The organism is Psychrobacter sp. van23A, assembly GCF_030845275.1.
Lineage (GTDB): Bacteria > Pseudomonadota > Gammaproteobacteria > Pseudomonadales > Moraxellaceae > Psychrobacter > Psychrobacter faecalis.
In genome coordinates, this window is the sequence record NZ_CP132595.1 from 1,169,967 (window position 1) to 1,191,871 (window position 21,905).

The window sequence follows — 21,905 nt, forward strand, 5'->3', positions numbered from 1 at the left end:
ATTCTTAGCTAGTCTTATTGCTATGTGTCAAACTTAAGAGCAGTTGGGCACAGTAATAAAACCAAGGTAAGCCATATTTTTAACAAAGCTTGATATACCAGTGCCTGAAACTGATAAAGGTTTATGAAGCGGTTTTATGGGTTTGCTTAAAAAAGCGGAATAGCAGAAAGCACTCATAAGGCTCAGTCGCTGAGTATGAGGAAAATGATTGAGAGGTTTAAAGTTTGGATGTAATTGACTAGAAGTAGTCATAAAGAAATCTCCTGTTGCTCTGTCTGTGTCAAATTGAAACGACACAGTCACCTTACAGAGCAAAAAGGAGTTGTGCGTTTTACCAGTCTTTGTTTTTCATCGCGCTGGAAGTAGCCGTAAACCCACGATGTTTTTTATCATAGCAAGCTGTTTATTATTTGTCAAAAGTGAAATTGCGCTATGTTAAAGAAATTTTAGAATTAAAGTTAGTAAACTAACGACTAGATAAAAATTTTGATAGTGTCCTAAAATTATGCTTATTAAAGTTTAAAGAACTCTTTAATCCTTGAAAGTCCTGTAGGATCACAGAACGTAGCATAGATTTCTTATCGACTTTTATCACTAGCATACTTTTTAGGACACCACAAAGTTTCATAGTATAGTTGGGAGAAAAATTTAAGAAGAAGGCATACTATTAAATTCAAAAGAAGCTGAATATGCGTGTTTTTTAAATGATATAAGCTAATTATCTATATATCTTCGAAACTTATCATAACTTGGTTGACTGATCATTATTTCAGTCTTATGGTGGAGAATGGTTTTTTTGTAGTACGAGAAAGGTAAAAGCTTTAATGCATATCAAATTGATTAAATACTTTGCTTAGAAATTACAAAAACGGAAAATTACGGAGTAATTATAGATATGTTATTAACCATAGATAGTCCACCTAATGCGGCAGCGCTCATGCAATCTCTAAGAGACATTGGATATGAGCTTGATACTGCGTTAGCTGACCTGATTGATAACAGCATTACTGCAGGTGCTAGTAATGTAGATATCATTTTTGAGACACTTCCAGAAACCAAAGTCGCCATTATTGATAATGGTGATGGAATGAATAAAGAGGAGCTCATAAAAGCCATGACTATTGGCTCTAAAAGCCCTTTAGTTGAAAGGTCTAATAAAGATCTGGGAAGATTTGGTTTGGGTCTTAAGACGGCCTCATTCTCTCAATGCAAGCGTTTAACCGTAGTTTCTAAACAGTTTGAAGATATTTGGGCTATGTGTTGGGATCTTGATCAGGTAACAGACACCAACGAATGGTCATTAATCCAACTGGGTCAAGACGAAATCAGCTCAATTTATCAAGTTGATCAATTGCAGGACACTGGAACTCTTGTCTTATGGGAGAACTGTGACCGTTTGAATGATGATCATCAGATCAGTAATGAAAAGCATTTATTTCAAAAGTTTGAAGCTGCTGAAACCCATCTTAATTTAGTTTTCCATCGATTTTTAGATAAGTCGTATAGGTCGGCTAATAATTTAAGTATTAGTATTAATGGGAGAAAAGTTGATTTTGTCGATCCATTTTTCCGCCACTCACCTGCTACTCAAATCCACAAGCTTGAATCTATAAAGTACAAAAATACTTATATAACCCTTCAAGGTTATACATTGCCACATCATTCTAAATGTACCAAAGATGAGTATGAGAAGTACTCCTTAGGTAGTTATCGAGACAACCAAGGTTTTTATGTTTATAGAGCCGATCGACTCTTGATATCAGGAGATTGGTTTAGATTAACAGGGAAATCTGATCTTACAGCCTTAACCAGAATCGAAATTGATTTGCCTAATAATTTTGATAGTGAATGGCATATTGATATTAAGAAGTCACATGCTAAACCACCAGAACAAATTCGTGACCAGCTCAAGCGATATATAAATACGTATATTTCAGGCTCTAAAAATGTTTATACCTCTAAGGGCTATCGGCAAAAAGCAAATACGACACCAATATGGCATCAATATACCAATAAGGGTTTGAAGTCATATCAGGTCAACAGAGAGTACCCTTTAATTAAACAGCTTCTAGAAAGCTTGGACTCTAGTCAATCTGGGCAGTTAAATGAGCTAATAAGGCTGGTTGAGCAGAGTTTTCCTATCGATCAGTTATATGTGGATTATGCTAACTCGCCCACAGAATTCAAGACTAAGCATACTGATGAAGAGCTTGAGAGTTTAGCTATAAGCTATTTAGATAACTTTTCTGACATGCAATTGGATTTAAGTATTATTGCTGGGTTTTTTGAGTTGACGGAACCTTACAGTAACTACAAAGGAAATTGGAATTTATTTTTAGAGAAAATAGAGGCTAAGCTATGAACAATGAACAAATTAACGGAATATATGAAGTTTGCCTTATCAGTATGATAAATAACAAAGATTTGTTATCTGCTGATGCTGTAAGAATGTCAATGCTTATGCATGGCTTTGATGCAAAAGAATTCCAGAAAGACTTTGATTTAATTAACCTTAAGCTTGAAACTTATTTCAATACTGATCAGAATCAAGCGCATGTACTTGATGATCAAGAGATAAAACCGTGGTTACATACCGTGGATAGCAACGAATATTATAGCGAACGATATTATAACTACTTACGTACAAAAGAGCAGTTGCCTGACAAAGTAATTAATATCATGAAAATAACGAATAGGGATATATTGGAGCGACTGGGCAACCCGAATGAGGATCTACCTTTTAGGCGTCAAGGCTTAGTAGTAGGTAACGTCCAATCAGGTAAAACAGCAAATTACTTATCCCTAATTAATCTTGCTGCTGATTATGGTTATAAGCTGATTATTCTGATTACTGGAATTCATAATAATCTTAGATCACAGACACAAAAACGCGTTAATAAAGGTTTTATAGGATGTAACAGTGAAACGCAAGAATACGTTGGGGTAGGAGGAATTAAAGATAGAAACTCAAAGGAGTTTGAATTAGTAAAGTCTAATAAACCTCACTGTCTTACTACTGTAGCAGATGACTTCAATGGAAAGATACGTGCTTTAAATGCTGTTAGTCCAGAGAATGCGAAAACTCCAATAATTATGGTTGTTAAGAAAAATCATGTAACACTAAAAAATATTATTGAGTGGTTGCGTGATAATGAAGAGGGAAAGCGTTTTAATAAAGCGCCAGCTTTAATTATTGATGATGAGGCTGATAATGCATCAGTCAACACCAGTAAAAAGCCAAATGAAACAACTAAAATTAATGGACAAATTAGAGAAATACTTAATTTGTTCCATCAAGGCTCTTACATTGGTTACACAGCAACACCATTTGCTAATATTTTCATTGATCATGAAGATAAAAATAAAGACTTAGATGAAGATCTATTTCCTAAAGACTTTATTTTCACTTTAGAAGCCCCTTCTAACTATCTGGGAGCTACTAAGTTCTTTTTAAATGAAAAAGGAGAGCCTAATTATGACTCTCCTTTTATTGAGTTTATTAATGATAATAATGAAACTATCCCACTTAAAAAACCAAAAGATTTTATAATTACTGAGCTTCCTCAGAGCCTTATCAATGCTGTCTATGAGTATCTAATAAGCATCGTTATTAAAGGTATTCGACCGGTCAGTAATAAACATACATCTATGCTTATCAACGTCTCTCACAAGGTTCAGGAACAAAAAGACGTACTGTATCTGATTAGTCAGCTTTATGAAGAAATTAAGGGTGCCGTAAAATATTTAGGGGGTAAAGCTCAGGCAGAGCGAATGCTAAATCACCACTTAAAAGGACTTCATAATAAATATTTACCTTATAGTAATGAATGTGAAGTTGATCGTTTTTTTGAGCAACTTCAAAAGGTTATCGAATCTGTCAAAGTAAGAGTTATTAACAGTAAAACTGATGATAAGTTAGACTATGATAATTATGACGATGGATTGAATGTTATTGCAATCGGAGGGTACAGCCTTTCTAGGGGCTTCACCCTAGAAGGTTTGACTATTAGTTACCTGATCCGTAATACTGCGATGGGTGATACTCTGCTGCAAATGGGTCGTTGGTTTGGCTATAGAGATAAGTACGATGATTTATGTAAGTTATACGTCACGGATGCATCATTTGAATGGTATGCATTTATCGCACAGTCTATTCAGGAACTTGACAAAGAGTTCATAATTATGGAGCAAAATGGTTTCAAACCATCGCAATACGGCTTAAAAGTTAGAAGTAGTAATACAGGGTTATTAATCACTGCTCGTAATAAAATGCATCATACCGATGAAATGAGGCTATCTGAGAACTTTTCGGAAGAAGCTTATACGTTGAGAGGCATTTCATTGGGTAATCTAGATAAACAGCGTAAAAGTTTTGAAGACTTCAGTCAGAGCATTACTAAACAGTATGGCAAAAAAATAGTTTTTAGTCATGAAAAAAATAAAGTTGATGATAAGTTTTATCTAGTAAATGATGTATCCGTTGATAAGATCATTTCGATATTGTCTAGCTATGAATACTCAATAGATGATATGGAAAGAAAAAATGCTTTAATCACTTACATTCGTGACAGAGAAGAAGAGGTCGCACTTTGGGATATTGCCCTACACAAGAGTTTTTTAGGTGAGGAAGGAAAATCACAAGTTCGTACTTTTGCACAATCTTGCTATCAATCAGATCACGTTAAAACAGCTGATGGTGGTGGTCGTATTTTACGTCCTTGGGAGGAGGCCTTTGGCCTAACTGAAGAGCAGTATGAAAAAGCTGAAAAAGAACGAGTTAAATCGGGTGTTACACAAACAGCTCGTTTTTTCAGAAAAAACAGAAATAAGCCATTACTTGTGCTTAAGTCGCTAGACCTTAAGCAAAGTTCTAAAGGTGAAAAGAGTGATGGTGTGAAGTTTCCCCATGTACCAGCATTTGCTATCAGCTTTCCAGAATCTGCAAATACTAAAACAGTTAGCTACACTGTCAACAAAGTATTTATAAATGACTACTTTGGAGATGAAAATGAGATTGATGAAGAGCTGGAGGAATGACTATGGATAGCAAAAGTGAGCTAGAGAGCTACTATGAGGATTTGATGAATGAGCTAGATCATCATTCTTCATCAGAAGGCGCATACAAAGAAACGCTATATATTGAGAAAGTTCTTCCCTACCTGCAAGAACAAGGTGTAATTAATGATCTAGATTTGCATCACTTCTATAAGCCTAGATATGGCCGAATTGATGGGCTAGGTTTTAACGGGGATTTTAATGATCCTGAATTAGACCAGCTGGAACTAGTGATCTTAATTAATGAGTTCATTCATGATGATGCTTTGCAGACTCTTATTAACACTCGTATCGAGCAGCTAAAAAAATCTGCAATTCGTTTTTTTAATAATTCTTTAGATGATAAATTTATTGATAGTTTGGAGGAAAGCTCTTCTGGTTATGCTGCTGCAAAAGAAATCTTCCAAAAGTACAAAAGAATTGAGTCTATCAAGCTGGTTATTTTAACCAATGCTCAGCTAAGTAATCGTGTAGCTAATAAGAAAGAAGTGGATGATGAGCTGAGTATTCCTTTAAGAGTTGATATTTGGGATGTAAAGCGCTTATATGACCTTGAAAGCAGTCAGTCTAAATCTGAAGCAATTGAGATCAATCTTGCAGAATGGGGTGGTGCTATACCTACTTTAGTGGCGACCCAATCTGAAGACCTCACAAGTTATCTGTGTGTAATAAATGGAGATACTCTAGCTAACTTATATGATGAGTATGGTGCTAGATTACTAGAAGCAAACGTTAGAAGCTTTTTAGAATTCCGAGGTAAGATTAATAAAGGGATCAGAAAAACCATCAACACAGAACCAGAGTTATTTTTTAGCTACAACAACGGTCTAACAGCAACGGCTTCAGATGTAGAATATGATCCAAGTAAGCAAGCAATAACAAAGATCAGCAACTTACAGATCGTCAATGGCGGTCAAACCACAGCATCTTTACTACTTACTCGTAAAAAAGATAAAGCCAGCTTAAAAAATGTCCATGTTCAATTAAAACTAAACGTTGTTAGCGATTCAAAGTCAGATGATCTGATTAGTAATATTTCACGCTTTGCTAACTCTCAAAATGCTATTAGAGATTCTGACTTCTTTTCTAACCATCCCTTTCATCGCCGCCTTGAGGAGATATCACGTCGAGTTTGGGCTCCTCCATCTGATGAGAATATCAAGCAGACTCGTTGGTATTATGAGCGAGCAAGAGGTTCTTATCTAAATGCTCAAAGCAAGTTAACTGACGCTGGCAAAAAAGCTTTTAGGTCTGAACATCCAAAGTCTCAACTTATCATTAAGACTGATTTAGCCAAAGTATATTTAATTTTTGATAAAAGACCGCATGATGCTATCAAAGGTGCGCAAATCGCATTTAGAGGGTTTGCACAATCTATCGAAAAAATATGGGAAAAATCTCCTGAACAAATTAATGATTACTTTTTTCAAGAGTTAGTTGCTAAATTTATTATCTGGGAAGCCTGTAAAAAAGCCGTTTATAAACAAGAGGAATTTGTTGGCAATACTAAAGCTACTTTGACTGCGTATACGATTTATGTGATAAAAGCTTTAATAGACAAAGAGAAACTTGAGTTTAATTACCCAAAAATTTGGACTAATCAATCTATAAACGCGCACTACCATAACCAGTTTTTAGATACGTCAATGAAAATTAATAACTTACTTAATCAGCTGAGCGAAGATACGGGTAAGGCTGTACTATCTATGGCTAAATCTAAAGAAAGTTTAACTGTAGTCCAAAAAGTAATTGATAGTGGAGAATATTTTTCTTTAGATATGTACTTTAAAAGTCAGTTAGTGCCTGACAGTGTAATTCAAGAAAAACGTTTGGATGTAAAAAAACAGACAGAGAAGACTGTTAAATCTGCCAACAGTCTTAATGAGCTTTGTGTAGTACCACCAAGTAATTGGATGACATTAATTAGCAATGCAAAAAATAATGACTTATTAAGTACTGTAGATGAGGAGATTATTTCTATCATACCTAATTTATTGTTAGGAAAATCTAGAAGAAACCCTACTGATGGGCAAGTAACAGCAATTAATAGGGTTTTAGATGACCTTGAGAATAAAGGTATTTATCTTAAATAAAGTGCAGAATGGTAAGTAGCTGTTTAATTTAATTGATTCATCTGTCTCTGACTAGGGCAGGTAGCTATTATGTTTTAACTTTTATGGTTAGGGTGCCTGATTGAAACACCGTAAGTTAATGTTTAAGAGACCGATAGCATAGGTCATTCTACAAATATATGTTCTATTGTTTTTAAGCACTAGGGGTCATGCTCATTAACTCTAGTTTCTTAAGGAGAGTATCTAAAAAAACGTTGAAGAGAAGTTGTGTTACCACACTAAGTTTAGACTGCATTTAAGAGAAGATATATTGCATACGAAAAAGCCAGGCAACCTAAGCTGCCTGGCTTTAAAATTTGAAAGACTTATCTATGATTATGTTCCCGCCATACAGCATGTTCACATACCTCACAGCACCAACGCTCTTTTGAGCGCATATAAGGAATGTCTGCTGGTATCTGTAAAGGGCACACATAACCACAGTACTCGCATCGCACATCATCTAAATAAGCAAAACATTCACCGACTGTCTCGAACAGTACTTGAGCGCTAATCTCATACTTCTCACAAACGATTTCTACATGCGCGATATAATCACCTTTATTATCATACGCCCAGTAATCCTCACAGATTCTTAGATCTCTTGCATTCTGCGTCATATTCGGCTGAAGCTTTACACTCATCACATTCTCCTCAATAGCCGTCATAACCAGACTGCGGTAATAGCTCATAAAGCTCGCTCTGAAGCTGACAACGCATATCCTCAACTACATAACCAAGACTCGAGTCCAAGCGCTTCTGCACCCATACTCGCAGTGCCATATGATTATCAAAACAAGATTTCACTCCTAAGAAACGCGCCAACCCCTTACCAGATTGAATACAAAGCTCACGAATGAGTGTATTAGCAATTTCATTGGCATCCTCACTGATAGCACCATCGCGTTTGAATTCAGCAAACAGCTCTTCGTAATTGATGATTTTCATTGTGACGTCTCCTTGTCCGTTTGTGCGTCTAAGATTGGTTCTTCAGCCTCAGAGCTATTCGATACGCTGGTTAACTTCTCCTTGCTTGCTAAGAGCAAGTTATCTATCGCTGAGCCGTCTTGGCGAGTCACATCAGGAACATAGCGGCTATACACCCGAAACAGCATCTCCGTACTACTGTGCCCCATTTGCCGAGCTATCCATTCAGGGTTTTCACCAGCGGCTAGCCAGAGCGTCGCTGCCGTATGCCGAGTCTGATACGCGCGCCTATGTTTGAGACCGAGTAGGGCGAGCGTGGGTTTCCATATCCGCCGGTTCACATTGCGATACTCCAAAGGATTGCCTTGTGAATTGCAAAATACAAATTCTGACTTACCATAGGTGACCGCCTTTTGATCTTGCAGTGCGTTATATACCAACTGCGACATTGCAATCTCACGCTGTGAGCCAAGCGTCTTTGTCGGACCCATCTCACCATTGACCAATGCACCGCGAATACGAATCTCACGCCGATCAAAGTCAACGCAGTCCCATTTAAGCCCATCAATCTCACTGGTACGCATCCCGGTAAAGAAGCGAATGGTATAGTAGGGCTTATAATCCGCACGGACATGTTTTAAAATCAGCCATACCTCACTCAATGTAAACGGGTTTACATCCGGACGGGCTTGTTTAAGATTCTTAATATTTTTATAAGGCATCTCAAACTCATGGCGATCTGATGCTTCTTCTAGTATCATACGAAGAAGTATCATGATCTGATTGATTCGTGCTACTGACAGACTTGACTGACCATCTTTACCGTAACGAACTTTGGCGAGGGAGCTACGGAAGGTCAGCAAGTCTGGTTTTTTTATCGCATGTACTGCTTTACCACCAAACTCAGGTAACAAGTACTTATTTAAAATAATCTGCGTCTTTTGCCGATAGCTCGGCCGCCATTCAATCTTCTTCTCTTCATACCAAATATCGACAAACTGCCTAAAGGTTGGATTACGACTGATACAAGCTTCGGCTCTATCAGCCAGTGCTGTCATCTCTTTTAAACGCGTACTCTTCGGAAAGTAAGCGCCATAGTCGAAGATGCCTAGGGTTATTTCTGCATCTATCTTTTTCAAAACAGTCGCTAATTTTTTTCTGTTAGCTGGATTATCTTCCAAGCTAGTCTTTTCTCGACAACGTATACCTAGGTAGTAGAAGTCGGCAATTAGTTTGCCAAACCGTCCTTGTATAGTAGCCATGATAAATCTCCTTCTATTATTGAAGTGCCATACCGTTGATAGCGCTCATAACCGGCTTGCACATATCCTCTTCGATACGCTCCCATACATACAGAATCTTACGGCCACCAAAAGGGCGTATGTAGTGAATGTTTTCAATCAAAACGGTGTCTTTCATTTGATTGCGGATAGTACGTGCGTCGTACTTGATGCGCTCAGCTAACTCTTCAGTTGTTAAATAAGTATTGCTCATGGTCTTTACCTCTTTTCAGTTATTAAGTCATCGCATTAAGTGATAGAATAAAAATTATTTTATCAATCTGTAAGAATGCACCTTGAAGTAATCAGCAATTATTTACCCGCTTAAAGGTAATTAATAACCGATTTGTGTACTATATTATCTTTTTACCTCAATGTAAAGCATTTTTACCCGAAAAGAGGTAATATTTATGATTGTGTCTAAACTCCCTGTAATTCTGGCAGAGAAAAAACTGCGCGTAGCAGATGTTGTAAGGGCAACAGGCATGAGTAAATCAACACTTCATAAGCTATACAATGAAGAGTCATCAAGAATTGACTTCAATACTATCGACCAGTTATGTGAGTTTTTGGATGTGCAGGTAGGTGACTTATTTATTTATGAGCCAAATACTAAGGATGATGAAGAGTCTTGAGGATCTACAAAATTGAAAAATATGCGCAGAGAAATAAGTGGCAGAGCGATATGTATAATGCGTTTCAAGGTGTGAAATTAAGGTTGGGGTTATTATTAATAATTGCTTTTTCATGATTTGGTCACGTTTTGGTCACGCAATGAGCTTAATTCGCAAAAGTAGTGAAAAAGTAAAAACCATGTTAAGAAATATTTTCTTAGCATGGTTTTTTATAAAGATAAGAATAATAAGTTGGGGTCAATTATAGAATCAGTATTTATGGCATGGGCACGAAATGGTCACGTTTTGGTCACGGTACTGATTTTTGAGCTTTTAATATATTAGCTAAACTTAGCAATTAGACTGAATAGCTCATGCTGAAAAACGCTATAACCCTTGAAAATTGGACAAAAAAAAGCCTCACTGTTAAGTGAGGCTTTTTAAGTATTTGGAGCGGGAAAAGAGATTCGAACTCTCGACCCCAACCTTGGCAAGGTTATGCTCTACCACTGAGCTATTCCCGCTAATGATCAATTAACTATCGTCAGTTGATGAAGGCGTATTATACGCAGTTTTATTTACCTGTCAACACCTAACACGAAAAAAAGTAAAAGATAGCAAAACAGGCATGTCATCCAGTCATAATTTTATGTTATAACAGTTTATTATAATATGTATTCCAAAAGCTTTGTATGGAAGAAATAAGCTGGTGTGCATTTTATAAGAAACCCCATCTTTATTGATAGTTATCAATACTTATAATCTTAAGCATTAAGGATAAAAAATGAGTCAACAATATACCATCGCGGATTATTTGTTCGATCGTATCGCTGAAGCGGGTGCGACTGAAATCTTTGGCGTGCCCGGTGATTTTAATTTAACGTTTTTAGATAATATTATTGCATCTGATAAGTTGCGTTGGGTCGGCAATACCAATGAGCTAAATGCTGGCTATGCAGCTGATGGCTACGCACGTGAGCGTGGCTTTGCTGCTATGGTGACGACCTTTGGCGTGGGTGAGCTGTCGGCGGTTAATGCTACTGCCGGCTCTTTTGCCGAGTACGCACCCGTGCTGCACGTGGTCGGTGCGCCAAGTACTGCCCTGCAAGACTCAAAACGCCGGATTCACCACACCTTGGGTGATGGCGTTTTTAATCATTTTATTAAAATGGTTGAACCTGTTACCGTGGCACGCGCACAAATCACGCCTGATAACGCGGCCTCCGAGATTGATCGTGTGATTCGAGTTATTCTGAAAAAGCATCGTCCCGGTTATTTGTTGTTATCACCAGATGTGGCGAAGATGCCGATTTATCCGCCAACGACCAAGCTTGATGATAGCCAAGAAGATATCACCAGCCAAGCCGCGTTGGCAGACTTTAAGCAAGCATTGATAGATTTTTTACCTAATAAAACCACTACCTTGATGGCAGATTTGATGGTGCATCGTTTGGGATTACAAAATCAGCTAAAGGCTTTAATTGCTGATACCGATATTCCTTATACCACGCTGTCATGGGGCAAAACCTTGCTTGATGAAAACAGTGAGCGTTGGGCGGGTACTTATGCAGGCGTGGCATCGCGCCCTGTGGTTAAAGATGCAGTAGAAAATTGCGAATGCTTAATTAAAATCGGCGTGCAATATACCGACACAACCACCGCAGGTTTTAGCCAAAATATCGATGAAAAAGTCGTGGTCGATTTGCATTATGAGCGGGCGTCTATCAGCGGTCAAAACTTTGCTCCGATTGCGCTCAAAGATGCGCTGCAAACCCTGCATGAAGTCATGACTTCAGGCATTAATATCGTACCGAAGCAATTTTGCAAAGAGATGCAGCCGCATGAGCAAAACGGCAAGGATGACGAGCCGATTCGCCAAGATGACTTGTGGCATATCATCGCCGATGCGCTTGATGATAAAAACCTCGTGTTTTCTGACCAGGGCACGGCGTATTTTGGTATCAGCGATGTGCGGCTGCCAGAAGGGGTAACGTCTTATGGGCAACCGATGTGGGGCTCAATTGGTTATACCTTGCCAGCGAGTTTGGGTGGCGCTATTGCCTCACCGTATAAGCGCAGCATTTTACTGATTGGCGATGGTTCGGCTTTGTTAACCATTCAAGAAATCTCGGTAATGATTAAAGAGCGCATCAATCCTGTTATTGTCCTGATTAATAATGACGGCTATACCGTTGAGCGGGCGATTCATGGTGAAAATCAGCGCTATAATGACATCCCTAAGTGCGACTGGCAAATGATGCCAAAAGCCTTTGGCGCGACGGAAGAAAATAGCTTAATCCTTAAAGCAGAAACCGCTGGCGAACTAAAAGCAGCGCTCCAGAAAGCGGCTGCCACCAAAGATAAGCTGGTGATGTTAGAAGTGATGACAGATAAACACGATATCCCGCCATTATTGGCTGATATCAGCGCCGCCCTTAAACCAAAATAGCCTAAGCGAAATAACGTTATAAAGTACATGAATATTTATCATTTGCCATTAATAATAATTAAGCATTTATAAAAACACTGAGCACTTATAAACCAGAAAAGCTCTATTTGGCATTATGCCGAATAGGGCTTTTTTAATATTCTCGAACTAAGGTTTATAGTGGCACTAAAAGTCTTTATGATTGAACAAATAAAGAGCCAATAGTTAATGTTTTCTATAGGAATTGCAGGCGTACGACGCTTAACACAAACTACCGTTAGGATTCTATGTTATACAATAGAGTAGGCTTTTATAGAGTGGGTTCTTAAAGTTAGACAGTTAAGAAAACTACAATAAGACTGTTTAAGTTAGAGTATTTCAATTTGCAATTTTATGGAACAATTACGCTAAAAAAGCTAAAGGACACACTTACATAATAATGATTAAAAATAGGGCTTAAAAAAGATGGATACCTTAAATATCCTGTATTTCGTAGGAGCAGTTTTAATTTTTGCCAGTATCATGGCAAGTACCTTGTCGGCGCGTTTGGGCGTGCCGCTATTATTGTTGTTTTTAGTCGTGGGCATGCTCGCCGGTGAAGAAGGTATCTTGGGTATTGAGTTCTCTCAATATGGTCTTGCTAACTTTGTCGGGCAGGCGGCGCTGGCTTGTATTTTGTTAGATGGTGGACTGCGCACCTCCTTTAAATCTTTTCGAGTGGGGCTAAGACCTGCTATTACTCTTGCCACGTGGGGAGTGCTGGCAACGGTCATGATACTGGGCGTCTTTGTCACGTGGCTACTCGATGTCGATTGGCGCTTTGGGCTATTGATGGCAGCTATTGTCGGTTCGACCGATGCGGCAGCGGTATTTTCATTGCTGCGTAATGGCGGGGTTAAACTTAACGACCGCGTACAAGCGACGTTGGAGCTTGAATCTGGTGCCAACGATCCACTAGCCATTTTATTAGTCACCGGATTGATTGCGCTAAATGTCGACCCTGAGGGACAAACGGTACTGGGCTTTATAGGCTTGCTATTACAGCAGCTGAGCTTCGGCCTCGGTATGGGTTTATTATTTGGTTATTTATTGGCAAGGCTATTACCGAAGATACATTTGGCAGAAGGCATGTATGCCATTTTGATATTGTCGGCGGGCTTGGCAGTATTTGCGGCGACCAATTTAATCGGTGGTAGTGGGTTTTTGGCAGTTTATCTGGCTGGCGTGCTGATAGGCAACCATAAAGTGCGCTCAACCGAGCATGTCATGCGCGTGATGGACAGCTTTGCGTGGCTATCGCAGGCAGTCTTATTTGTGGTCCTGGGTCTGTTGGTGACGCCATCAAACGTCATTAATGTTTGGTATTACTCGGTTGCGATTGCCGCCTTTATGATTTTAATTGCTCGTCCTATCGCCGTTTACAGCAGCGTAAAACCCTTTAAGTTTAAAGACCGAGAAATCGGTTTTATTTCTTGGGTTGGCTTGCGCGGTGCCGTACCGATTACCCTTGCTATTTTGCCCGTAATGGCGGGTATTGACGGCGCCTTTATGCTGTTTGATATTGCCTTTGGCGTAGTAGTTTTATCCTTGATTTTGCAAGGCACAACCATTCCCTTTATGGCGGATTTATTTAAAGTACGCATTCCCAATAACAAAGACCCCGAAGAGAAGCATGAGGTTTGGGTATCGGACAAGGCAAGTATTACTTTATATCAGTTTCAAGTAAAGTCTGGGGCGTTTGCGATTGGACGTCATCCAAAAAGCATTTCTAACCACGTTAACCCTGATGAAATTAGTGTGTTTGCCTTGGTACGCGGTCAGCAGATTGTCATTGTCGACGAAGACACTAAGCTAAAATTTGGTGATAGCGTTTGGTATGCGATGCGCGGCAATCATGCCAGCCAAATTGCGCGGATTTTTAATGACACCACCTTAGACCGCAAAGCTATCGATGATTTTTATGGCGATTGGCTCCTATCACCGAGCGTTAAACTGGGCGACTTGCCATTTTTTACCGGTGTTATGACTTCTGAGTCTTTGGTCGATAAGCTAAGATCCAAGCCAGAAGATAATGAAAAAAATATGTGGCAGCAAACGGTTGCTGAATACGTCAAAGGTAACCTAGATATGGCGCCGGTATCGGGCGATACAGTGGCGATTAATGATGAATGGTCACTGGTCATCAAAGAAGTCGATGATAAAGGCAAACTTAGAACGATTGGTTTAAAACGTGAAGAGCTACCAAAAGCAGGGTAGCTGTTTATCGTTATTTTTTGCCATGACTGTTTATCGTTATCCTTTATTATTATCCATTAAATGCTTATCACTCTATAAAAGCCCAGTCATTTGCTGCAAAAAATCAGCGACATGCTTATGCAGGTTTTCTCGATAGGCCCAATGATGCTTGACCTCGTAGCTTGCCTCATTGGGCAACAGTATTTTCATCATTCCTTTTTCTTCATAGCGCTTGGCCAAATCATTGGGCAAGTAGCCGACATGATGACCCGCCAAAATTAACTGTGCAGTCGCCTCCATATGGTAAGTGGTGGCGCTTAACGTTTTTGGGCGGACATGATTGATGCTCAAATCGGTAACATAGCCTCGTTTTATCCATGGATAATTTTGTTCCAAATCCTCAAAGGTTAAACCAGCTGACTTATCAAATAACTGATGCTCACGGCCGCAGCAGACGACTTGCTTTTCGATAAATGCTGGCTGGAAGGTTAGTAGGGGCGGGAAGCTGCCAAAATATCCCACGCCAATGTCACTTTCATTGCTAAGTAACTTATCAAGCATACTCTCAGGGCTTTGCACATCGATAGAAAAGTGAATAAGTGGATTGTCGCGATAGCTCGCAGCTAAGCACTGACGCAAGACATCATAAAAAATCGTTGGCATCTGATCGATAAGACATAATCGAATATGACCGCCGCGTACTGAATCTAGCTGCCGAATATAGTGTAGTTGATGTTGAAAGCTGGCCACTGCCTCATTAAAGCTTAAGCACGCCTCGTAAACTGCTGCGCCGTCTTCGGTGAGCTTAAAACCCGCGCGCCCGCGATGACAAAGCGTCATACCCAAACGATCTTCTAAATGGGTTAAATGACCGCTGATGACAGACGGGGTGACATTTAAGCGTGACTGCGCGGCGGTCACGCCTTGGCATTCTACGATGGCCATAAAGCTGCGCAAGGTCTTGATATCAATTTTTATCAATTCATCTAGCATTAAAGGTCATGTTCCCATATCTATTATCTTAATCTGTCTTAACCAGATTTTTTATAAAACTTCTACAAATAACGAATAAATCAAAGTTACTACGAAAAACCAGAAGTTTACTTCTGAATTTTACCATGGTCTCGCCTCTGATATTTAGGTATTGTCAGAGCTATAGAAAAAACGGCATAGACAAAAAGTAATATAGATAAAAAGTAATATAGACAAATTGTCTGTTTTGACCAATCGATACAAGGATGTAAGTGATGAAATTTAACCAACCACTAAGTGGCAACGACATGCCAAGATTTGGCGGCTTCGCTTCTATGATGCGCCTACCAACCCAAGCCGATGCTGAAGGGCTAGATGTAGCATTCGTTGGGGTGCCTTTAGATATTGGCGCCTCAAACCGTAGCGGTGCAAGATTGGGTCCGAGACAGATTCGCGATGAATCACGCATGATTCGCCCTTATAATGTCGCCACTCGTGCCGCGCCTTTTGAATCTTTACAAGTCGCTGACATCGGCGACGTGCCTATCAATACTTTTAACCTACTAAAAAGCGTCGATATTATTGAGAAATTCTATACCGATAAGATTCTCAGTCATGGCGCTATTCCTTTGACATTAGGCGGCGATCATACGATTGCCTTGCCTATTTTGCGCGCGCTCGCCAAAAAACATGGCCCTGTTGGTATGGTACATATCGATGCCCATGCCGATATCAATGATGAGATGTTTGGTGAACAAATCGCCCATGGTACGCCGTTCCGCCGAGCTGTCGAAGAGAATCTCATCGATGGCAACCGTGTGGTGCAGATTGGTCTGCGTGGCACAGGTTATAGCGCTGAAGAGTTTGATTGGTCGACTCAGCAAGGCTTTCGCGTCGTGCCTGCTGAGGAGTGCTGGTATAAATCATTGACACCATTAATGGCAGAAGTGCGTGAAAAGTTAGGCGCTGGACCTGTCTATTTAAGTTTCGATATCGATGGCATTGATCCTGCGTTTGCACCGGGTACGGGAACCGCTGAAATCGGTGGCCTAACGTCAACACAAGGTATCGAAATCATTCGCGGTATGCGCGGACTTGACGTAGTTGGTGGCGATTTAGTAGAAGTGTCACCGCCGTATGACCCGTTTGGTAACACCTCGGTACTGGCCGCGAACCTGCTATTTGAGATGCTATGTATCCTACCGGGTGTGCGCTATGACGATAAGGTCAAAGCCATTTATTAAGCACAATTTATACACTTAAACTGCCTTTTATAAGGAATTAAAGGGCAGTTTGGGTTTAGCTTGGATTTGATACTGAACGACTTATTTAATTGCTATTGAATTTTTTAGGATGATTAACTCATGACGCACTCTCTGCAAACGCCTTTTTTATCGCCAAATTCTCCGCAAACTGCCTCATCTTTGACTTGCGGTGAGCTGCTCGTCCAGTGGTTAGAGTATTATGGGGTGGAGACGGTATTTGGTATTCCGGGCGTACATACGGTCGAGCTATATCGTGGCCTGCCGAATACCAATATTCGCCACGTGACGCCACGTCACGAGCAAGGTGCTGGCTTTATGGCCGATGGTTATTATCGCGCGTCTGGCAAAGTGGGGGTTTGTTTTATCATCACTGGTCCCGGCATGACCAATATCATGACGGCGATGGCGCAATCATTGGCGGATTCTATACCAATGCTGGTGATATCTAGTGTCAATAAAGTGCAGCATACCGGCAGCGGTGAAGGGCACTTGCATGAATTGCACGATCAGCAAGGCATGGTCAGTAAAGTGGCGCTTATGAGTAAAACCATTTGGCAACCTGAGTCATTACCGAAAGTCATCGCCGAAGCTTTTGCGTTATTTAATGGCGCGCGTCCAGGGCCGGTGCATATCCAGCTGCCCATTGATGTGATTACCGCTGATGCCCGCCATGTCGCCAAGCCGCCTAAACTAAATAAGCTAGATACTTCTCTAAACAGCCAATCTGCTAATAATATTTTGGCACAACTACAAGCAAACAAACCACTTCCTCACCCTGCACAATTAGATTTGATTGTTGAAACGTTAAAAACGGCAAAAAATCCAGTCTTGCTTTACGGTGGTGGCTGCGTGGATGTTAATCATGACGCACAAAAACTGTCAGAACTTATCGATGCGCCGACATTTTTGACCATCAATGCCAAAGGTTTACTGCCGCCTGCGCATCCGCTGAGTTTGGGTAGCAATCAATCATTGGCCGCTGGTCGCGCCGTCATTAGCGAGGCCGACTTAGTATTGGCGATAGGTACGGAGCTTGGTGAGACTGATTATGATGTTTTTTTTAATGGTGGGTTCAAAATCAATGGCACGTTGATTCGTATCGACTGTGACGCTCAGCAATTACAGCGTCCGTTTAGAGCGGATATTGCGCTATTGTCGGATGCGCAAATGGCTATTAGTGGTCTATGTACGCGCTTAGAAAATCAACCGCTGCATCATCAAGCAGCACCGCGAGTAGCAAAGGTAAAGCAAGCGTTGATAGAAGAAATGACGCCAGATTTTGCTGGTCAAAACGCGCTGCTACAGCTGATTCGAGATGAGGTGGAAGACGTTATCTTCGTTGGCGATTCAACCCAGCCTGTTTATAGCGGCAATCTTGGCTTTGAAGCGTTAACTACGCGTCGATGGTTTAACTCATCGACGGGCTTTGGCACCTTAGGTTATGGTTTGCCCGCCGCGATTGGTGCCATGATTGGCTCAAAAGCGCCCGTTATCAGCCTGATTGGTGATGGCGGCATTCAGTTTACTATTGCCGAGCTAATCTGCGCTGCCGAGCTTGAGCTGCCATTAATTGTGCTGTTATGGAACAACCAAGGTTATGGTGAGATTCGCCGCTATATGCAAGAGGGTGGCTTGCCTTTGATTGGAGTTAATATAAAAACCCCGAACTTTGAGCGGTTAGCCGCAGGATTTAGCGCCGGTTATCGTCGAATCACAGATAAGCAGCAGCTATTAGATGCCTTGCAAGAGGATATTAAAGGCAAACAACCAATTATTTATGAAGTCGATGAAGCCGATGCATTTATTCTTGAAATGGGTAAAGGTTTTACCTGCTTTAGCTAAAGCGTAATTGCTACTAAAAATAACTTATAAAACGTTATCTCACTATTTGCGCAATGCGCTCAGTCTATGGATAGATTGGGCAGCCAAAAAAATTGGCGCTCGTCGCCTATCAAGGAGGATTAAATGACGAACTATATCGATAAATCCCAGCAGCCAATCTTAGGCAACAATACCATCGTTTCAGGCACGCCGGAAGGGCTACATTGGCGTGCCTCCATGTGGAAGTTTTTGCTATTTTCAGCACTGGGTATTGCGCTGTTTATTATTCCCTTTCAGTGGGATGGCAAAGTCACCATTTTATTGGGCGTATTAACCGATACCTTGCAAGCAGTGCTGGGCAGTTATGTGGTTTACGCGGTATTGGCAATTGTGACGACCTCCTTTATTGGGGCGCTGGCCGTTAAGGTATTAAGACCCAATCTGCATGAAGGCTCTATGTGGGCAAAGCTTCTTGATGTCGATTGGTTTTGGCTTGGCGCGCGCTTTTTGGGCGTGCTGTTTGCGTGGATGATTTATTTACAAGTCGGCCCTGAATTTATCATCAATCGTAATACCGGCGGCGTGATTTTTGAAGACCTGATTCCTATCCTTATTCCTTTGTTCTTTTTTGCCATTTTATCCTTACCATTTCTGACTGATTTCGGTTTAATGGAGTTTTTGGGTACTTTATCTAGTAAAGTGTTCGTTAAATTATTTAGATTGCCGGGTCGCTCTGCGGTCGATGCCATGTCCTCTTGGTTTGGCGCCGCCTCTATTGGTCTGCTGGTGACCATGCAAGAGTATGATAAAAGCTACTATAGTCAGCGTGAAGCGGCAATTATTGCCACCACCTTTTCGGTGACGTCCATCGCCTTTACCTATGTCGTTGCCAAAACCATCGGCGTCGATAACAACTTTGTTTTCTTTTATCTGACCATTGCTGCAACTGGTTTTATCGCCGCGATTATTATGCCGCGTATACCGCCGCTGTCATTAAAACCTGACACTTATCATTCTGGCAAAAGTATGCTCGATGAAGAAATCCCTACTGAGTATTCTACTTACCAATGGGCGATCAATCGTGCCGTCACGCGCGCGCATTCTATGCCAAGCTTAGGGAAAGTGTTTAAGCATAGCCTAAAGAACTTATTTGATATTTATTTTGGCTTAATTCCGGTTATTTTTGCTATTGGCGTTATTGGTCTTGGTTTAGCAGAATACACGCCGGTATTTAATTGGCTCTCTGCGCCGCTCGTGCCATTACTTGAATTATTGCAAATTCCAGAGGCAGCAGAGGCGGCACCGGCGATGATTATGGGCTTTGCCGATATGTACTTGCCAGCCTTGGTTGGTAAAAGTATCGAGAGTGAAATGACGCGTTTTATCGTTGGTGCAGCTTCTATTACCCAGATTATCTATATGTCTGAGGTAGGCGCGCTGATATTGAAATCAAACATCAAGCTGAACGTCTTAGAGCTGTTTATGATTTTTATCTTGCGGACGCTGATTAGCTTGGTGGTCATTACGTCGGTGGCGCATCTATTGTATTAGTCGTGATTGCAACGCCTCATTTTGGCATTAAAAAAGCAGTGAACAGTTAGCGTAAAGACAACTTTATTAAACAATATAAGGCAACTAGTCATCATGGAAATAACAAATTCTTTATCCTTAACGAGAGCCGCCGCTCAGCAAAGCATGAAAAATGAAGTTAGGTTAAATGCCGCCTACATAGAGGGTGATTGGGTCACGATTGCAGCATCTGATTCGGTAGGTGAACATGCTTTATATGATCCAAACTCCGGCGAAGTCATTGCAAAAACTCGCTTGTGTCGTAGCGCACAGGTAGACAGCGCCGCTTATGCCGCATCACGCGCTTATGCAACTTGGTCGCAAACCAGCGTCAATGAGCGCGCGCGTTATCTGCAGGCGATTGCAGATACGATGGCGCAGCAGTTTGAGAAGCTGGTTGCGTTGTCGGTATTGAATAATGGTAAGCTGATTGCAGAGGCGAAAATAGACGTGAGCGACGCCATTGATTGTTATCGCTATTATGCCAATCTTATCACCGAGCAGACGACTTGGTCTAAGGTCGAGACAAACGAGTCAAGCATACGCTTATTAAAAACCTATGCGCCCGTTGGTATTTGCGCCCTTATCGTGCCTTGGAACTTTCCGATGGTGACCACCGCCTGGAAACTAGCGCCCGCACTGGCGGCAGGGTGTACCGTTATTCTCAAACCATCAGAGGTGACACTATTACCAGAGTTGATGCTGGGCAATATATTGTCTACTATTAAGCTGCCAAAAGGGGTGGTTAACATTCTACCAGGCGCAGCAGAAGTAGGTGAAGCAATGACCAGCCACCCGCTGATTGACAAAGTATCTTTTACCGGTAGTAATATCGTCGGTGAAAAAGTAATGCGCCAAGCAGCAACAGGTATCAAGGATATCAGTCTAGAGCTGGGAGGGAAGTCCGCTATCGTAGTGCGCGCAGATGCCAATATTGATTATGCTTGTGATTTAATCATCGGTGGTATCTTTACTAATGCTGGACAAATTTGTTCTGCGACCTCAAGGCTGCTCGTCCATCAAGACATTGCGCAGTCGTTATTTGCGGCATTAAAAGCAAAAACAGAAAGCTTAAAAATAGGCGATGGTTTTGCTGTCGATACGCAAATGGGTCCATTGGTTAGCGCGCAACAACTTGCGCAAGTCAAAAAGTATATCGATATAGCAGTTGATGAAAATCTTATTTGCCTAACAGGTGGCGAGATACTAGACCGTCAAGGATATTTTGTCACGCCGACCATTTATACAGAGGTACCAGTGAGTAGTCGGTTATGGACAGAAGAAGTATTTGGGCCGGTATTGGTCAGTACCACCTTTGCAGACGATGCGCGGGCGGTTGAACTTGCCAATGATAGTAAGTATGCCTTGGCAGCGACTATTGTGAGCGCCAATGAAAGTGCAGCGTTAGAGATGGCGCTACAAATTCAAGCTGGTCATATTTGGGTTAACGAGCAGCAAATCGTATTGCCCGAAGCAGGCTGGGGCGGGTTTAAGCAAAGTGGTATTGGTCGCGAGTTGGGTGCTGATGGTTTGTCTGCTTATCAGAAGAGTAAGCACGTTTTGCTACCGTCGTAATTGCTGATTTTAGCGCCTTGTCATTTTAATCATTGTCATTTTAATCATCATGC

Annotated in this window: 16 protein-coding genes and 1 tRNA gene; 10 read left to right on the forward strand and 7 right to left on the reverse strand. The window is 41.0% G+C overall.

Translation table 11 applies throughout. From position 1 onward, the window contains the following. Positions 1-33: 33 nt before the first annotated feature. Positions 34-252, reverse strand: a complete 219-nt coding sequence (locus RAH45_RS05090) for a hypothetical protein (protein WP_286797200.1) — start codon at positions 250-252, stop codon at positions 34-36. A 643-nt stretch (positions 253-895) separates the two neighbouring features. On the opposite strand from RAH45_RS05090, the gene RAH45_RS05095 reads away from it, so the two are divergent. The 3 genes from RAH45_RS05095 to RAH45_RS05105 are packed head-to-tail and all read left to right on the forward strand — an operon-like array spanning position 896 to position 7,148. Continuing rightward, positions 896-2,362, forward strand: coding sequence for an ATP-binding protein (locus RAH45_RS05095; protein WP_306495694.1), 1,467 nt, complete (start codon positions 896-898; stop codon positions 2,360-2,362). Beyond that, the gene (locus tag RAH45_RS05100; RefSeq protein WP_306495696.1) at positions 2,359-5,037 is read left to right on the forward strand and encodes a Z1 domain-containing protein; all 2,679 of its coding nucleotides are present in this window, start codon (positions 2,359-2,361) and stop codon (positions 5,035-5,037) included. Before RAH45_RS05095 ends, RAH45_RS05100 begins: the two co-directional genes overlap by 4 nt. A 2-nt stretch (positions 5,038-5,039) precedes the next feature. Next, positions 5,040-7,148 carry an AIPR family protein gene (locus RAH45_RS05105; RefSeq protein ID WP_306495698.1) on the forward strand — a complete coding sequence of 703 codons (2,109 nt, stop codon included), beginning with the start codon at positions 5,040-5,042 and terminating at the stop codon, positions 7,146-7,148. Positions 7,149-7,492: 344 nt separating this feature from the next. Here the strand turns inward: RAH45_RS05105 and RAH45_RS05110 are convergent, their stop codons facing one another. The 4 genes from RAH45_RS05110 to RAH45_RS05125 are packed head-to-tail and all read right to left on the reverse strand — an operon-like array spanning position 7,493 to position 9,587. After that, the gene (locus RAH45_RS05110) at positions 7,493-7,810 is read right to left on the reverse strand and encodes a hypothetical protein (protein WP_306495700.1); all 318 of its coding nucleotides are present in this window, start codon (positions 7,808-7,810) and stop codon (positions 7,493-7,495) included. A gap of 10 nt (positions 7,811-7,820) precedes the next feature. Then, positions 7,821-8,114 (reverse strand): hypothetical protein, encoded by a 294-nt coding sequence (locus RAH45_RS05115; RefSeq protein WP_306495702.1) that lies wholly within the window; start codon positions 8,112-8,114, stop codon positions 7,821-7,823. Then, positions 8,111-9,355, reverse strand: a complete 1,245-nt coding sequence (locus RAH45_RS05120) for a site-specific integrase (RefSeq protein ID WP_306495703.1) — start codon at positions 9,353-9,355, stop codon at positions 8,111-8,113. The genes RAH45_RS05115 and RAH45_RS05120 overlap by 4 nt, the downstream gene beginning before the upstream one ends. A 16-nt stretch (positions 9,356-9,371) precedes the next feature. Continuing rightward, entirely contained in the window at positions 9,372-9,587 is a 216-nt protein-coding gene (locus tag RAH45_RS05125) for a hypothetical protein (RefSeq protein WP_289048867.1), read from the reverse strand. A 196-nt stretch (positions 9,588-9,783) separates the two neighbouring features. Between RAH45_RS05125 and RAH45_RS05130 the strand changes: the two genes are divergently transcribed. Further along, a complete protein-coding gene (locus RAH45_RS05130; protein WP_133104085.1) occupies positions 9,784-10,008 on the forward strand; it encodes a helix-turn-helix domain-containing protein in 225 nt (74 codons plus the stop codon). Between the two features lie 428 nt (positions 10,009-10,436). On the opposite strand, the gene RAH45_RS05135 is transcribed toward RAH45_RS05130, so the two are convergent. Next, a tRNA-Gly gene (locus tag RAH45_RS05135) sits at positions 10,437-10,511 on the reverse strand. 260 nt (positions 10,512-10,771) lie between these two features. On the opposite strand from RAH45_RS05135, the gene RAH45_RS05140 reads away from it, so the two are divergent. Both RAH45_RS05140 and RAH45_RS05145 read left to right on the forward strand, forming a co-directional pair. After that, positions 10,772-12,436, forward strand: coding sequence for an alpha-keto acid decarboxylase family protein (locus tag RAH45_RS05140; protein ID WP_306495705.1), 1,665 nt, complete (start codon positions 10,772-10,774; stop codon positions 12,434-12,436). Between the two features lie 444 nt (positions 12,437-12,880). Beyond that, on the forward strand, positions 12,881-14,671 hold the full coding sequence (locus tag RAH45_RS05145; protein ID WP_144296337.1) for a potassium/proton antiporter: 1,791 nt from the start codon (positions 12,881-12,883) through the stop codon (positions 14,669-14,671). A gap of 72 nt (positions 14,672-14,743) precedes the next feature. On the opposite strand, the gene RAH45_RS05150 is transcribed toward RAH45_RS05145, so the two are convergent. Beyond that, positions 14,744-15,643 carry a LysR family transcriptional regulator gene (locus RAH45_RS05150; protein WP_306495707.1) on the reverse strand — a complete coding sequence of 300 codons (900 nt, stop codon included), beginning with the start codon at positions 15,641-15,643 and terminating at the stop codon, positions 14,744-14,746. A 254-nt stretch (positions 15,644-15,897) separates the two neighbouring features. Here RAH45_RS05150 and speB point away from each other — a divergent pair, with 254 nt between their 5' ends. From speB to RAH45_RS05170, 4 genes are all read left to right on the forward strand, one after another. Then, positions 15,898-16,866 carry an agmatinase gene (gene speB / locus RAH45_RS05155; RefSeq protein ID WP_306495708.1) on the forward strand — a complete coding sequence of 323 codons (969 nt, stop codon included), beginning with the start codon at positions 15,898-15,900 and terminating at the stop codon, positions 16,864-16,866. 120 nt (positions 16,867-16,986) lie between these two features. Next, entirely contained in the window at positions 16,987-18,729 is a 1,743-nt protein-coding gene (locus RAH45_RS05160) for a 5-guanidino-2-oxopentanoate decarboxylase (RefSeq protein ID WP_306495709.1), read from the forward strand. Positions 18,730-18,852: 123 nt separating this feature from the next. Next, complete coding sequence (locus RAH45_RS05165) at positions 18,853-20,259, forward strand: YjiH family protein (RefSeq protein WP_306495711.1); 1,407 nt, start codon at positions 18,853-18,855, stop codon at positions 20,257-20,259. A gap of 93 nt (positions 20,260-20,352) precedes the next feature. After that, positions 20,353-21,852: an aldehyde dehydrogenase family protein gene (locus RAH45_RS05170; protein WP_306495712.1), complete on the forward strand. Its 1,500-nt coding sequence runs from the start codon at positions 20,353-20,355 to the stop codon at positions 21,850-21,852. Positions 21,853-21,905 lie beyond the last annotated feature (53 nt).

Coding starts and splice junctions, on each gene's coding strand:
- RAH45_RS05090 (WP_286797200.1), bottom strand. CDS start 252: ATGACTACTTCTAGTCAATTACATCCAAACTTTAAACCTCTCAATCAT.
- RAH45_RS05095 (WP_306495694.1), top strand. CDS start 896: ATGTTATTAACCATAGATAGTCCACCTAATGCGGCAGCGCTCATGCAA.
- RAH45_RS05100 (WP_306495696.1), top strand. CDS start 2,359: ATGAACAATGAACAAATTAACGGAATATATGAAGTTTGCCTTATCAGT.
- RAH45_RS05105 (WP_306495698.1), top strand. CDS start 5,040: ATGGATAGCAAAAGTGAGCTAGAGAGCTACTATGAGGATTTGATGAAT.
- RAH45_RS05110 (WP_306495700.1), bottom strand. CDS start 7,810: ATGAGTGTAAAGCTTCAGCCGAATATGACGCAGAATGCAAGAGATCTA.
- RAH45_RS05115 (WP_306495702.1), bottom strand. CDS start 8,114: ATGAAAATCATCAATTACGAAGAGCTGTTTGCTGAATTCAAACGCGAT.
- RAH45_RS05120 (WP_306495703.1), bottom strand. CDS start 9,355: ATGGCTACTATACAAGGACGGTTTGGCAAACTAATTGCCGACTTCTAC.
- RAH45_RS05125 (WP_289048867.1), bottom strand. CDS start 9,587: ATGAGCAATACTTATTTAACAACTGAAGAGTTAGCTGAGCGCATCAAG.
- RAH45_RS05130 (WP_133104085.1), top strand. CDS start 9,784: ATGATTGTGTCTAAACTCCCTGTAATTCTGGCAGAGAAAAAACTGCGC.
- RAH45_RS05140 (WP_306495705.1), top strand. CDS start 10,772: ATGAGTCAACAATATACCATCGCGGATTATTTGTTCGATCGTATCGCT.
- RAH45_RS05145 (WP_144296337.1), top strand. CDS start 12,881: ATGGATACCTTAAATATCCTGTATTTCGTAGGAGCAGTTTTAATTTTT.
- RAH45_RS05150 (WP_306495707.1), bottom strand. CDS start 15,643: ATGCTAGATGAATTGATAAAAATTGATATCAAGACCTTGCGCAGCTTT.
- speB (WP_306495708.1), top strand. CDS start 15,898: ATGAAATTTAACCAACCACTAAGTGGCAACGACATGCCAAGATTTGGC.
- RAH45_RS05160 (WP_306495709.1), top strand. CDS start 16,987: ATGACGCACTCTCTGCAAACGCCTTTTTTATCGCCAAATTCTCCGCAA.
- RAH45_RS05165 (WP_306495711.1), top strand. CDS start 18,853: ATGACGAACTATATCGATAAATCCCAGCAGCCAATCTTAGGCAACAAT.
- RAH45_RS05170 (WP_306495712.1), top strand. CDS start 20,353: ATGGAAATAACAAATTCTTTATCCTTAACGAGAGCCGCCGCTCAGCAA.